Annotated in this window: 14 protein-coding genes; 10 read left to right on the top strand and 4 right to left on the bottom strand. The window is 31.4% G+C overall.

The genetic code is table 11. The features are described from left to right. Position 1 precedes the first annotated feature (1 nt). Positions 2 to 880 (top strand): IS1634 family transposase, encoded by an 879-nt coding sequence (locus HZR23_RS17005; protein WP_249536654.1) that lies wholly within the window; start codon positions 2 to 4, stop codon positions 878 to 880. A 153-nt stretch (positions 881 to 1,033) separates the two neighbouring features. Beyond that, positions 1,034 to 1,537 (top strand): IS1634 family transposase, encoded by a 504-nt coding sequence (locus HZR23_RS17000; protein WP_330615947.1) that lies wholly within the window; start codon positions 1,034 to 1,036, stop codon positions 1,535 to 1,537. A gap of 75 nt (positions 1,538 to 1,612) precedes the next feature. Here the strand turns inward: HZR23_RS17000 and HZR23_RS08375 are convergent, their stop codons facing one another. Beyond that, entirely contained in the window at positions 1,613 to 2,053 is a 441-nt protein-coding gene (locus tag HZR23_RS08375) for an AEC family transporter (protein ID WP_213050190.1), read from the bottom strand. Between the two features lie 146 nt (positions 2,054 to 2,199). Here HZR23_RS08375 and trmB point away from each other — a divergent pair, with 146 nt between their 5' ends. The 5 genes from trmB (at position 2,200) to HZR23_RS08350 (ending at position 6,270) form a co-directional block, all read left to right on the top strand. Beyond that, positions 2,200 to 2,841 carry a tRNA (guanosine(46)-N7)-methyltransferase TrmB gene (gene trmB / locus HZR23_RS08370; RefSeq protein ID WP_132849277.1) on the top strand — a complete coding sequence of 214 codons (642 nt, stop codon included), beginning with the start codon at positions 2,200 to 2,202 and terminating at the stop codon, positions 2,839 to 2,841. A 49-nt stretch (positions 2,842 to 2,890) separates the two neighbouring features. Next, complete coding sequence (locus HZR23_RS08365; protein WP_132849278.1) at positions 2,891 to 3,586, top strand: helix-turn-helix domain-containing protein; 696 nt, start codon at positions 2,891 to 2,893, stop codon at positions 3,584 to 3,586. Between the two features lie 145 nt (positions 3,587 to 3,731). Further along, on the top strand, positions 3,732 to 4,445 hold the full coding sequence (locus HZR23_RS08360) for a hypothetical protein (RefSeq protein WP_132849279.1): 714 nt from the start codon (positions 3,732 to 3,734) through the stop codon (positions 4,443 to 4,445). Positions 4,446 to 4,569: 124 nt separating this feature from the next. Continuing rightward, positions 4,570 to 5,757, top strand: a complete 1,188-nt coding sequence (locus tag HZR23_RS08355) for an MFS transporter (protein WP_165913739.1) — start codon at positions 4,570 to 4,572, stop codon at positions 5,755 to 5,757. A gap of 138 nt (positions 5,758 to 5,895) precedes the next feature. Further along, entirely contained in the window at positions 5,896 to 6,270 is a 375-nt protein-coding gene (locus tag HZR23_RS08350; protein ID WP_132849281.1) for a hypothetical protein, read from the top strand. Between the two features lie 57 nt (positions 6,271 to 6,327). On the opposite strand, the gene HZR23_RS08345 is transcribed toward HZR23_RS08350, so the two are convergent. The 3 genes from HZR23_RS08345 to HZR23_RS08335 form a co-directional block, all read right to left on the bottom strand. Then, the gene (locus HZR23_RS08345; protein WP_132849282.1) at positions 6,328 to 6,690 is read right to left on the bottom strand and encodes a VOC family protein; all 363 of its coding nucleotides are present in this window, start codon (positions 6,688 to 6,690) and stop codon (positions 6,328 to 6,330) included. A gap of 302 nt (positions 6,691 to 6,992) precedes the next feature. Further along, on the bottom strand, positions 6,993 to 8,285 hold the full coding sequence (locus tag HZR23_RS08340) for a HAMP domain-containing sensor histidine kinase (protein WP_132849283.1): 1,293 nt from the start codon (positions 8,283 to 8,285) through the stop codon (positions 6,993 to 6,995). Then, entirely contained in the window at positions 8,282 to 8,956 is a 675-nt protein-coding gene (locus HZR23_RS08335) for a response regulator transcription factor (RefSeq protein ID WP_132849284.1), read from the bottom strand. The genes HZR23_RS08340 and HZR23_RS08335 overlap by 4 nt, the downstream gene beginning before the upstream one ends. Before the next feature lie 344 nt (positions 8,957 to 9,300). On the opposite strand from HZR23_RS08335, the gene HZR23_RS08330 reads away from it, so the two are divergent. From HZR23_RS08330 to HZR23_RS08320, 3 genes are read left to right on the top strand one after another with little or no spacing between them, the layout of a single operon-like run. Then, positions 9,301 to 9,744, top strand: a complete 444-nt coding sequence (locus HZR23_RS08330) for a MarR family winged helix-turn-helix transcriptional regulator (protein ID WP_132849285.1) — start codon at positions 9,301 to 9,303, stop codon at positions 9,742 to 9,744. 56 nt (positions 9,745 to 9,800) lie between these two features. Then, positions 9,801 to 11,528, top strand: coding sequence for an ABC transporter ATP-binding protein (locus HZR23_RS08325; RefSeq protein WP_132849286.1), 1,728 nt, complete (start codon positions 9,801 to 9,803; stop codon positions 11,526 to 11,528). Further along, on the top strand, positions 11,528 to 13,408 hold the full coding sequence (locus tag HZR23_RS08320; RefSeq protein WP_132849287.1) for an ABC transporter ATP-binding protein: 1,881 nt from the start codon (positions 11,528 to 11,530) through the stop codon (positions 13,406 to 13,408). The genes HZR23_RS08325 and HZR23_RS08320 overlap by 1 nt, the downstream gene beginning before the upstream one ends. Positions 13,409 to 13,515 lie beyond the last annotated feature (107 nt).

Raw genomic sequence — 13,515 nt, 5'->3', positions numbered from 1 at the left:
TATGGATATTTTGTCTCCTACTGATGTTGTTCCTTCCTATAACTTCGGTCATGCACTAATCAACCAACTATGGAGTAATATGGCCCTTGATAACTTCTTTGAAGTTAGTTCTGGAAAGCGCAATGCAAAGACTGTGGCCCAAGCACTTTATTATTTAATTGCTCATCGCTGCGCACACCCATCAAGCATTAATCTAGCGGCTTCAGAGCAAAAACGTTATGCTGGAGTACCAATTCTGGGAAACGATATATTTTATGATGTTTTAGACGTTCTTGCCGACCAAAAAGAAGCCGTGGTAGCCCATTTAGCAGACTTTTTTCAAAAGAAAACGAACCGAAAAGAGTCTGAAGCTTACTATGATGTAACGACATATTCCTTCGAAAGTACCAAATGGGGCGAACTTAGAATGTTTGGATTTTCAAAAGATCATAAAAATAATGAAGTTCAAGTAGTAATGGGGCTTTTGATGGATAATAACGGCATTCCAATAACATTTGAGCTTTTTCCAGGGAACACAATGGACCAAAATACTTTAGTACAATCTGTTGAAAAACTAAAAAAGTTATATGGGTTAGAGAAGATTACCGTGGTAGCAGATAGAGGACTTAATAGTGGAAGTAACTTAGAATACCTTATCAAAGGTGGACAAGACTTTGTAATTAGTTATACTTTGAAACGTTCTAAAGAACGATTCAAAGAAATGGTTTGGGATGAAAGTAACTGGAATAACACTACAGATCCAATGAGTGGTGAAATCATATATCGCAGTAAGGTTGTTAATCAAAATATAGAAGTTAAAGTTCCTCTAAAAGAAGATGAAATTTCAGAAATTGGCAAACGGGGTAGGCCTAAAAATATAGAATTGAAGAAATACCAGTAAAGATTCATCTGACATGGTCGTCTAAACGCGCTAAAAAAGATAACCAAGATAGAGAAAGAATGCTTGAAAAATTAAAAAAGAAATTGGATAAGCCATACCAATTAAAAGCAGCTCTAAGAAGAGGATGTAATCAATATCTTGAAATGGAATTAGATACAGAGGGTTTGGAAATTAGATGAAAATAAAATAAATGAAGCATCACGCTATGATGGTTATTATGCAATAATAACAAACAACCTAGAGTTAAGTACAGAAGAAGTAATGAAAATATACGGGGGACTTTGGAAAATAGAAGAAAGCTTTCGTATATTAAAGACAGACCTAAGAGCTCGTCCAGTATTCGTGTGGAGTGATAATCATATTAAAGGGCATTTTACAATGTGCTTTCTATGTTTATGTATTTTACGATATATGCAATACCTTTTATCAAGTGAACAAGGTAGGCAGGTGTCAGTGGCTGAAATTATGGAAGCGATAAGAGAACCACTAGTCTTGGTTCAAGGCAAGTTTCCAAAAGTTGTTGTCACACCTACACGAATTTCTCAATCTTATCTTGTCTTAGCTGAGATACTAAAATTATCTACACTAAAAAGTAATATGACATTAACGAAGTTCAGAGCTTGCACAAAACTTGATTTATCAGTAAATCTTAAATAATAGGACAAGTATAAAGCGGTATAAATGTTTATATATTAACGTTTATACCGTTTTATTCGCCTCTAAGTTCTAAACTCAGGATATAACTCCATATGTCCAAATGAATATTGTATAAAATATTTGAAATATAGAACCGTATAAAATTCCTTCCGACCCATATACTGCATTTAATATAGGGAATCCAATATATCCTGTGTTAGTAAATACATTTGAAAATTGTAATATTATTTTTTTATCCTTTTTTATAGGTATTAATACTAAATACGAAACTATACCTATAAAAATAAAAGTTACAAGGCTATACATAAAAGCCTTTATTACATTTGACTTTACTGATTCATCGTATGTAATAATAAAAGAAGAAATAATTAAAAATGGTAAGGTTATCTTTAATAAAATATCCGTTAGTCCCTTGTTTATATCATTTGTAATAATTCTTTTCTTACTAGAATAAACCCCCACTAGCATAATTACAAATAGAGATAATACACTATTTATTATCGTTAACATATCCATACCAAATCACCCTCTTATATTGATTGTAGAAATATATTCATAAAGCCCCTTGGATACTACACATTTTCTCTTATCGTAATTAGTATATGATACAGTTAAAAGATGGTATAATAAAAATTAAATACTATTATAAGGAGTTTTTATAAATGAGAAGAAGGAAAAAACCTGGATCAGTAGAAAAACTACTTTCATTCACTGATTATTTATGTATAAAACCTGAGGAAAATAAAGGTAAGTGGAAAGAGTATTTTAACACACCTCAAAACATACATGTGGAGTTTGGTACTGGAAGAGGTCAGTTTATTACTACACTAGCTGCTGAAAATCCTCATATTAATTATATAGGTATAGAAATAAAGGAAGAGGTTTTATTAAAAGCTGTCCAAAAAGCTTATGAAAAAGCCCTATCTAATATTGTATTTCTTTGGTTTGACATTAACAAAATTGAAGAGGTTTTTGACAAAGAAGAATTAGATAGGATATATATTAACTTCTGTGATCCATGGCCTAAATCAAGATGGGATAAAAGGCGACTTACCCATAGAAACTTTTTAGAAAAATACAATTATATTCTTAGAGAAAAAGGTGAAGTGCACTTTAAAACTGACAATGAAAAATTATTTGAGTTCTCATTAAATGAATTATCATTTTCAGACTTCCAATTAAATAATATAACATTCGATCTACATAATAGTGGAATAAAGCATTTAGTTACTACCGAATATGAGGATAAATTTTCTTCAATGGGTATGAGAATATATAGATGCGAAGGTAAAAAAAGATTATAATACATTTGTAACTCATAATAATAAATACATTTTCAAAGAGGTGGAATACATGAGTCGTGTTGGAAAAAGAATTAAAGAAGAAAGAGTAAAAAAAGGAATAAGCCCAAAACAATTAGGACAAAAATGTGGTGTAGCTGAATCATATATTATAGATATTGAGAGCGGAAAAAAAATTATTAACGATAAGCTTATTTCTCAAATATCAAAAATTCTAGGTGTTAATTTAGATGATAACATTATTGATGAAGCACCTATAAAACAAGAAAATAATCACACAAAAAATGTCAATGTTCAAAATAAATTATCACCTATAAAACGTACAGAAGTTGAGCCTCTACCCCAGTGGGAACTAGCCTTCTCTAATATTATTAAAGAAGTTCCTATTTTTAATATTGAATTAACAAATATTAAGGGAAATAAAAGCTTCCCAATAATTGATAAGAAAGTGGAAGGCTATAACCCTGATAAATTGATCTATGTAGAAGCACCTGACGATAGCTTAAGTCAATATAGAATACATAAAGGAGATAGATGTCTTATCTATTTAAATCAAGAAATAGTAAATGGTGCATTCCAGCTTGTAGAATTTGATAAAACTAAAAGTATTAGAAAAATCAAAAGAATTGATGGAAATAATATTCAATTAATAGATGGCATAAAAAATGAAAAATCTGTCGTAAAAAACAGTAAAGATATTAAAATTCTTGGAAAAGTAATTAGAATAGAAATAGACTTAATTAAATAATTTTAAGAACTAGGTTAAACCTAGTTTTTTTACACCCATAGTAGACCTAGGACATATGTATCAAAATGATTTTAGGACTGTCCTCTATTAATATAGCTATTATATAATTAACTTAGCAAACAAACTAATCTTAGGAGGACAACAAATGAAGAATACTGTAGCTAAAACACTTATTATCACTTTAACATTATTGCTTATAATTCCATCAACAGTTTTTGCTAATAATGGGCGCGGTAACGGTGCTAACAAGAAGGGATATCCCCCAGGTTCTCAAGGACAAAGGAAGTCAAATATCGTTCGTCAAGAACAATCAACTGAAGAAGTTATCGTTCTTACCCCGTTAAATAATTCTTTAATAGAAATAACCCTAGAAAGTTCATTAATACAAGATGGAAATCAAGAGAAATCTTCAGATTTACATAAAAAAGAGGAAATTAAAGATAAAACAAATAAGATTATTAAAGCAAAGTTAAAAAACAAGGAAAAACAGCAAATTAAAAAAGAAACTAAAATTAAACATAATAACGGCTTAAATGGTCTACTGAATGCATTAGAAAATGCCAGAAACACTCCGGCCTTCTCTGTAATTTCTCACCTTATAGAACTAAGGGGTGGTATGGTTGAAGACATTGTAGATTCAAAGGACGAAGTACTACTAAATGAAGATGAGAAAACAGAAAATGTCGTAGATAAAGATAAAGAAATAAAAGTAGAAAATACAAATATATTAGAAGATGAGGAAGTCAACTTTAGGGCTGCTGTTTTAGAGGCTCTGGAATTGAGTGAAGAGCTTGATAAGGACTTAGTTTTAACTTTTGAGAATTACGTAGTATTATTAAGGACCTTACTACAAATTTAATATACATTTTGAGTGGGCGTTTACGTCCACTTTTTATTTTTTGAACATAGCATTTCATTACTTTAATAATAGCGATTATTTATGACATACTAACATTAGATAATGTTTGTATAGGAGAATGCCTATGTTTGGTATTAAAAACTTTAAATTTAGTAGAGATCTCTGGGTTCTACTTTCTTCAATATTTATTATTCATATAGCAGCATATTTAATAGTTCCAATATTCCCAATAATTTTAAAAGCAAATAAAAGTCTGACCGCTAGTCAAGTCGGTATTGTTATAGGTGCTGGTTCTTTATTTATACAATTAGGTAGTATTATTTCCGGATTAATAAGCCATCGTTTAGGTAACCACCTAACTCTAATTGTAGGTAATCTTTGTCAAGCCATAGCTCTAATTGGATTCGGTTTAACAAATTCATTTCATCTATTAATTGTCTTTTCTGCAATAAACGGTGTTGGTACTGGTATATTTATCCCTACAATAAAAGCTGCAATTTCTTATGTTGCTACAGAGGGACAAAGAACTACAGCATTTTCATTAAGAGGTGTAGCAGCCCACAGTGGAACCGCATTAGCGGGGATTTTTATTATCTTTACCGCTACAAACCGAAACTTTTTTATAGCAAGTATTATTTATCTCTTTTTAATGATAGGATCTTGGATATTCATGCCTAGAGATTGTGGAAATGAACCTTGTCCAACTTTAAGCTTACATTCTTATTTAACAATCTTTAAGGATAAACGTTTTCTATTATTTAGTTTAGTGTCTGCACTTATTTGGGCTTTACATACTCAATTAGGCATATTATTACCTTTAAGAGCTGACGTAGTCTTAGTAAATACAAACCCTTTGGGTATAATTTGGACTATCTCAAGTGTTTTTGTTATTGTAACTCAGCCTTTTATTTCCCACAATATCTTAGAAAAGAAACCCCTTAGTTTTTCCATGTTTTTCGGTGTATTTTTTCTAGGAATTGGCATAACATTAATAGGATTTGCGAATAATTTTTACTTTCTATTAATCTGTTCTTTAGTATTCATTATCGGAGAAATGTTTGTAATGCCCGTTTTAGACAGTATTACTAGTTCAATTTCTGACCCAAAACTTATTGGAGTATATTTTAGTGTAGCGAATTTTGCTTCTGGCGTAGGTGCAGCTATAGGGAACTTTGCAAGTGGCAGAATGATAGATATTTATGGCATTAAAGGATCTTTCACCCCTTGGTACATCATTTTTGGATTCGGAATATTCCTAGCACTTTTATTAAGACATCCTTTTGTGAAATCTTTATCCGAGAAAAAATCATAACCAAATTTAATATACCCTTATAAAAGCCTCCTTTTACTAAATAACTGCAATTTGTACACATATATTTTGCAATAATATGTAATTTTTACTAATAAAAATTATTATTAAGGATATACTATTATATACTAAAACGAAAGGATGGTGAAAACCATTAACCTAGCAGGTTACTTTAATAATATAAATAAGGCAGAAAAAGCTATCGCAGAGTTAAAAAAACACGGAATTACAGCATATCTAGATCTCAACGATAAGAATATGCAGTATACAAATGGATTCACTAATTTAGCAGGAACTAGCATCAATGCAAGCTTGTCAGGTTTAGTTTTAAATTCAGGTAATAGTATAGGAGACATAGAAAAAGCTCCTCTATATGCTGCTGATCCAAGTGTCAGTGGCATGGGTGGATTTGATGAAATAATAAGTATAAAACATAAAATTATTGTAGATACAAATGAAGGTAATTGGCCATTAGCTATGAAAATAATCGAAAAAATTGCAGGTTCTGTTATCTAATCCTTATATTCTTTTTATTTATTAAGGCATCTTCATTTTGAAGATGCCTTAATACTTTTATAAAGTTTCTACAAATTGAATACTGAATCCATTTGGGTCTTTAACAAAAAAGAATTTAATATTGGGACTAGGTTGAAATGGCCCACTTTCCACTTCAAGTCCTTTTTCTTCTATAAAGTCTATCATATTATCTACAGAATCGACTTTAAATCCTAGAGAAATACCATCGATATTACCTAGTAACTTTTGATTTTTGTCCCAAACAAGCTCTACTTGTGTTTCCCCGTTACCTAAAAATGCGATTTCTTTATTAGGCCCAGCCTGAAAACGACTTGTAATGTTAAGCCCTATTATTTCTTCATAAAACTTCAGTGATTCTTCCATACTTTCTACAGAGATAGTACACCAACAAAATTTCATATATATCGCTCCTCAAAATTGTTCATTATATTTTTCATAGTGGACCTTTATCGACAAAATTTAAAGGAATTGTTAACTAATGTCTATTATAGATATTTTTCTGTCATTTCCCGGGTAATAATAGTAAGGCAACTACAAACTTGTCATTTGTAGAAATGTTTTCTGTAATACTATATATTAATGTAGAATCTCCATTTTTTTTACAATATGAGAGATACTTTCTCATTTAACTTAATTAATTTACCTTATTTTAAGAGATAGCCTTCATATCATCATCAAGAAAACAGTGTAGTAGTCCATTATTAATCCAATGGTAATTCCACAATAAATATAGAACCTTCGTTTATACCACTTTCTACTTTAATGCTTCCACCACATAAATCAAGAATACGTTTTACTAAAGGTAATCCTAACCCATTCCCTTCGTGAGAGTGAGACTCATCCCCTTGATAAAATTTTTCAAATATACGGTTAAGTGTTTCCTCTTTCATACCAATTCCATTGTCCTCTACTATAACCTGTATAAATGTACCTCTCTCCCTAAGTCTTAATCTAATCTTTCCATTTTCATTCGAAAATTTAATAGCATTATTTATAATATTGATCCAAACCTGTTGAAGTAGCTCCTCATCCCCTGAATAATCTACACTATCAAGCTCAATATCAAATTCGATATTCTTTTTACTCCATTCATGTTCCAGGAGCAGGATACTCTTTCTCATTTGTTCATCTAAGGAAAATTTAGAACGTTTCTCTAAAATCACCTGATTCTCTAGTTTTGAAAGCTTTAATATATTAGAGGATAAATTCGATAACCTTGCGCTTTCTTCAACAATAATATTAGTATAATCCTTTACCTCATCCTCTGATAAATTACCTTTTTGAAGTAGTTTTGCAAATCCTTGTATTGACGCAAGAGGAGTTTTAAATTCATGAGACACACTAGTTATGAAATCCTTTCGCAAATACTCAATACTCCTTAACTCTCTAGTCATTTTATTAAAATTGTCTGTGAGCTGTCCAATTTCATCATTGCTATGATTTTCTATTTGTATATCAAAATTTCCCTTTGCTACTTCTTTCGTAGCTGAGTTAAGTTTTAGAATGCGCTTTATCGTTATTCTTACGGATATTATTATTAACAATGCGCCAATTAACGTATAGGATAGCATTGCAAACCATACCCTCGAAGCAACTACTTTAAAAATTGTATTATGCGGATGGAGACTAACCGAAATAAATGAATTTTTCACCATTACCATAGTTGTTGAACCATGACGTTTATTTGGTGATAAAAGAACAATCTCCCCGGTTTGAATTCTATTTAACTCCTCTTCATCAATTCTTAAGGAACGAATATCTTCAACTAATTTTACATCATACATAGGGGCGGATGTTAACTGGACAATCTCTTCGACAGTTAAATCAGTTTTATAACCTAATTTTTGTACGGATGTAGCAATTGAATACTGATTTGTTCTTATTTCATTTTTAATATTTTCTGCAAAAAAGGTAGATACGATAACTCCTAATAATGAGGATAAGCACAACACTGAAACACATAAAGCTATTAGTTTTGTAGTTATTCTTTTCATATCCTTTTTTCCACCTTATAACCAAGTCCTCTTACAGTAATGATTTCAAATTCAGTGAAACTTGCTAATTTCTCCCTTAGCCTTTTTATGTGAACATCAACGGTTCTTTCATCTGCCTCTGTGTCCATTCCCCATATTTCATCCATAAGCTGTTGTCTCGTAAAAATTTGTTTAGGGTAGCTTAGTAGCTTAAATAAAAGGTAAAATTCTTTTTTCGGCAAAAGTATTATTTCATTGTTCCTACTAATTGTAAGAGTATTATTATCTAGCTCTACATCACCAATCTTTAATTTATTTTCATTTATTATTCTAGAACGTCTAAGTAAAGCCGCTACCCGCAAAAGCATCTCATCCATGTCAATGGGTTTTACCATATAATCATCTGTTCCCACAAGAAACCCCTTTCTTTTATCATCAAAAGTTTCTTTTGCTGTAACCATTAGTATAGGTAAAGTATAGTTTGCCTTTCTCAACGTATCAATTAAAGTATACCCATCCATTGTTGGCATCATTATATCACTAATTAATAAGTCAACATGAGAAGTACTCATTTCATCGAGTGCCTCTTCACCATCCCTTGCAACAATAACATTGTATCCACTTTGTTTTAAAACAGCGGTCATAAGTTTTTGAAGATTTTTATCGTCCTCAACAACTAAAATGTTTACCATAACTATCACCCCATTATTGTCTATGAATATATTTGTAATACTGTCAATGGCCTATACATATTGATAGACCATTGACTCTTTAAGTTGCACATTTTTAATGTGCTATATATTGAGAGGGGAACTCACATATAATATACAAGGATTTAATATACCTTTACTTATATAATTCCCTATAAAATAGTTTATCAATAAATAAAGAATTTTCATAATGATGATATTTGCATTTTAGACTTTAATTATGAACCTAGTATGAACTTTTTACATATAAAAATAATATTGACTATAAAAAATGTCAATGATAGTATAATAATGTTTAGTCGACTAACTAATTTAGGAGTGATATTATGCACTTTAATGAACCAGATTCTCTTAATAGTATGTTTTATCAAGTTATACGCTACCACTACCAAAGAACCCATATGCTTCTAGATAAAATTGGACTTTATCCTGGTCAACCATTTCTTCTTTTTGCCCTATACAAAAGTGATGGTCAGAGTCAAAAAGATTTAGCCAATAAGCTAAATATTAAAGCATCAACCATTACAGCGATGGTAAAAAGAATGGAAAAATCTGGACTTATCGAACGTAGACAAGATAGCATAGACCAACGAATATCAAGAGTATATATTACAGACAAAGGTAAAGAAGTTTGTATGGAAGTTGATAAGATAAAAAAAGAGATAGAATTTGAAACTTTTAGAAATTTTACTGAAGAAGATAAAATAAAGCTTAAAGAACTATTTACTCAGATGAAACGTAATTTGATTACTGCCTGCGAAAACCCTTAAGTCTATATATATTAACTATTATTGCAAACTTATCAGTATATAGGAGAGATGATTTAATGTTTAAATTAGTTAAATTTTTAAAGCCATATAGGCTATCAGTTATTGCTGCTTTGCTATTAATTTTCCTTCAAGCCCTTAGCGAATTATTCCTTCCTACATTAATGGCAAACATTGTTGATATAGGTATAGTTAATGGAGATACCCCTTATATTATTAAACTTGGTGGTCAAATGTTAATAATTGCGTTAGTAGGCACTTCATGTGCAATACTATCTAGTTATTTGTCAGCTAAAGCTGCTTTGTCATTTGGAAGAGACTTACGTAGTGCAATATTTAGACGAGCTGAAGACTTTTCTTTAAATGAATTTGATAAAATAGGAACATCCTCCCTAATCACTAGAACAACCAACGATATCACTCAAGTTCAGCATTTAGTAATTATGTCTCTTCGATTAATGGCTAGGGCACCGATGATGGCAATTGGTGGTATTGTTATGGCATTTACAAGGGATGCAAAACTGTCATTAACTATAGTATTTATAATACCATTAATATCCTTGGGAATTGTTGTTGTTGGAAAAAGAGTTACTCCCCTTTTTAGATTAGTGCAAACTAAGCTTGATAAATTAAATCATGTAGTTCGTGAAAATCTAACTGGTGTAAGAGTTATTAGGGCGTTCAATAAGGAAAATCATGAAAGAACACGCTTTGATGAAGCAAACCATGATCTTACAAATACAACACTCAAAGTAAATAAATTGATGGCTGCTCTAATGCCAGTAATGTCTCTTACTCTTAATTTTGCAACAATAGCAGTAATCTGGTTTGGAGCTATTAGAATAAATAGTGGTACTATGCAAGTAGGAGATCTTATGGCCTTTATTCAGTATGTTATGCAAATAATGTTTGCATTAATTATGGTATCAATGATGTTTGTAATGATACCAAGAGCATCTGCATCAGCAGTAAGAATCAATGAGGTCTTAGAAACTATACCCGAAATTAAGGATACTAACAACTTTATTGAGGCTAATAAGCAGGATGGTTTAGTGGAGTTTAATGACGTAACCTTTAGTTATCCTGGTGCAGAAGAGCCTACTTTAAAAAATATTACTTTCAGAGCAGAACCAGGTAAATTCACAGCAATAATTGGTGGAACTGGTTCAGGAAAATCAACATTACTTAACCTAATTCCCCGATTCTATGAGACAAATAGTGGTATCATTCTAGTTGATGGAATAAATATTAAAGATTTAACACAAAAAACACTAAGAAATAAAATAGGTTTTGTTCCGCAAAAATCAGTACTTTTTAGTGGAACTGTATTAGATAACATAAAACATGGAAAAGAAAATGCTACATTTGATGAAATTCAAGAGGCATGTGAAATCGCTCAGGCTACTGAGTTTATTTATAATATGAAGGAAGGTTTTGAATCTGTAATTTCACAAAGTGGAACAAACTTATCCGGGGGACAAAAACAACGATTATCAATAGCTAGAGCCCTGGTTAGAAAACCAGAAATATATTTATTTGACGATAGCTTTTCAGCCCTAGACTTTAAGACAGATGCTAGACTTAGAGCTGCGCTTATAAACCAAACTAAAAAAGCTACATTAATTATTGTGGCACAGCGTGTAAGTACTATAATTGATGCTGATCAAATAATCGTTCTAGATAAAGGAGAAATTACGGCCATAGGTAATCATAAACAACTTTTAAATAGCTGCGATGTATATAGAGAAATTGTATCTTCTCAGCTTTCAGAGGAGGAGATAGCCTAATGAAAGGTAATGACAAAATCTCAAATACCAGACCACGAAGAGGCCCTGGCTCTGGACTAGGACCAATGATAATGCCTACCGAAAAGCCTAAGGATTTTAAAGGCACACTCAAAAGATTATTAGGTTATCTTAAACCATTTAAATATCACTTATTTGTAGTAGTCATAACTTCAATATTAGGAACCGGTTTTAGTGTTGTTAGCCCTAAAATTATGGGTAAAATTACAACAGAGCTATTCTCTGGTACAATTCAAAGGCTTCATGGGCTAAGTGAGTCAACAATTGATTTTGGATATATATTAAACATATTGCTAACTTTATGCGGTCTTTATATATTAAGCGCACTTTTCAACTATATACAGCAGGTTATTATGGCAACAGTTGCTCAAAAAACAGTTTACAATATGAGATCAGATGTAAGCAAAAAGCTTTCTAAGCTACCATTAAAATTTTACGATACCCATACTCACGGAGAAATATTAAGTCGAATAACAAATGATATTGACAATATTAGTAATACACTTCAACAGAGCATAACCCAACTTATTTCTTCAATTATAACTTTAATAGGTATAATTGTTATGATGCTTACAATTAGTCCAATTATGACTCTAATACTGTTAGTAACATTGCCTCTATATGCTATAGTAACAAAAAACATTGCTAAAAAATCACAGAAATATTTTTCTGAGCAACAAAAAAGTTTAGGTAAACTTAATGGCCATATTGAAGAAATGTATACTGGACACAGAATTGTTAAAGCATTTTCCTTAGAAGAGAAATCAAAGAAATACTTTGATGAAATAAACAATCAACTATATAACGCAGGATGGAAAGCTGACTTTATCTCAGGCGTAATTATGCCTCTTATGAACTTCGTGAATAATATAGGTTATGTGATAATTTCTGTTGTTGGTGGCCTTCTTGCGACAAAAGGTGCTATAAATATTGGAGACATTCAAGCTTTTATTCAATACTCTAGGCAATTTACGCATCCAATCATCCAAACAGCAAATATTGCTAATATTATTCAATCTACTATAGCATCTTCAGAAAGAGTTTTTGAGTTGCTTGATGAAACAGAGGAGATACCTGATTCTGAAAATGGTAAATCAATTACTAAACCTTTGGGGAATGTAGTCTTTGAGGATGTTAAGTTTGCATATAAACAGGATGAACCTCTAATTGAAGCTATGAATATTAATGTTTCAGCAGGTCAAACAATTGCAATAGTAGGACCAACCGGGGCAGGTAAAACTACCTTAGTTAATCTATTAATGCGTTTCTACGAAATCGATGGTGGAACAATTACGATCGATGGAGTAAATATAAAGGATATGACAAGAGAGCATTTGAGAAGTGTATTCGGAATGGTGCTGCAGGATACATGGCTATTTAAAGGTACTATTAAAGAAAATATTGGCTACGGACGAAAAGATGCATCTGATGATGAAATTATAAGTGTAGCTAAGGCGGCAAGGGCAGATTACTTTATTAGGACTTTACCTGATGGATATGACACAATACTAACAGAAGAAGCATCAAATATCTCCCAAGGACAAAAACAGCTTCTTACCATTGCAAGGGCTTTACTTGCAGATCCAGCTATTTTAATCTTAGATGAGGCTACCAGCAGTGTAGATACAAGGACCGAAGTCCATATACAAAAAGCAATGAATCTCCTTATGAAAGGAAGAACTAGCTTTGTAATTGCACATAGACTTTCAACTATTAAAGATGCTGATTTAATTTTGGTTATGAATGATGGTAATATCATCGAAAAAGGAAACCACCAAGAATTATTAGCTCACCAGGGTTTCTATGCGGAGTTATACAATAGTCAATTTACTGGAAAAAATATTATTGCCTCCGGTGCATAAGAGAACATTATACTTCTATATATAATTTAGCTTGCCGTTTGGTAAGCTAAATTTTTATATTTTCTCCATTTCACAGGATACATTTTAATTTTTATACCTCATAACCT

This window comes from Serpentinicella alkaliphila (genome assembly GCF_018141405.1).
GTDB classification, from domain to species: domain Bacteria; phylum Bacillota; class Clostridia; order Peptostreptococcales; family Natronincolaceae; genus Serpentinicella; species Serpentinicella alkaliphila.
The sequence above is the reverse complement of the archived record's forward strand: the minus strand, read 5'-3'. Positions and strand labels throughout refer to the sequence as shown.

Excerpts from the sequence above, each read along its gene's own strand:
- HZR23_RS08375 (WP_213050190.1), bottom strand. The coding sequence starts at position 2,053 with ATGGATATGTTAACGATAATAAATAGTGTATTATCTCTATTTGTAATT.
- HZR23_RS08325 (WP_132849286.1), top strand. The coding sequence starts at position 9,801 with ATGTTTAAATTAGTTAAATTTTTAAAGCCATATAGGCTATCAGTTATT.
- HZR23_RS08340 (WP_132849283.1), bottom strand. The coding sequence starts at position 8,285 with ATGAAAAGAATAACTACAAAACTAATAGCTTTATGTGTTTCAGTGTTG.
- HZR23_RS08335 (WP_132849284.1), bottom strand. The coding sequence starts at position 8,956 with ATGGTAAACATTTTAGTTGTTGAGGACGATAAAAATCTTCAAAAACTT.
- HZR23_RS08345 (WP_132849282.1), bottom strand. The coding sequence starts at position 6,690 with ATGAAATTTTGTTGGTGTACTATCTCTGTAGAAAGTATGGAAGAATCA.
- HZR23_RS08355 (WP_165913739.1), top strand. The coding sequence starts at position 4,570 with ATGTTTGGTATTAAAAACTTTAAATTTAGTAGAGATCTCTGGGTTCTA.
- trmB (WP_132849277.1), top strand. The coding sequence starts at position 2,200 with ATGAGAAGAAGGAAAAAACCTGGATCAGTAGAAAAACTACTTTCATTC.
- HZR23_RS08365 (WP_132849278.1), top strand. The coding sequence starts at position 2,891 with ATGAGTCGTGTTGGAAAAAGAATTAAAGAAGAAAGAGTAAAAAAAGGA.
- HZR23_RS17005 (WP_249536654.1), top strand. The coding sequence starts at position 2 with ATGGATATTTTGTCTCCTACTGATGTTGTTCCTTCCTATAACTTCGGT.
- HZR23_RS08360 (WP_132849279.1), top strand. The coding sequence starts at position 3,732 with ATGAAGAATACTGTAGCTAAAACACTTATTATCACTTTAACATTATTG.
- HZR23_RS08330 (WP_132849285.1), top strand. The coding sequence starts at position 9,301 with ATGCACTTTAATGAACCAGATTCTCTTAATAGTATGTTTTATCAAGTT.
- HZR23_RS08350 (WP_132849281.1), top strand. The coding sequence starts at position 5,896 with ATGGTGAAAACCATTAACCTAGCAGGTTACTTTAATAATATAAATAAG.
- HZR23_RS08320 (WP_132849287.1), top strand. The coding sequence starts at position 11,528 with ATGAAAGGTAATGACAAAATCTCAAATACCAGACCACGAAGAGGCCCT.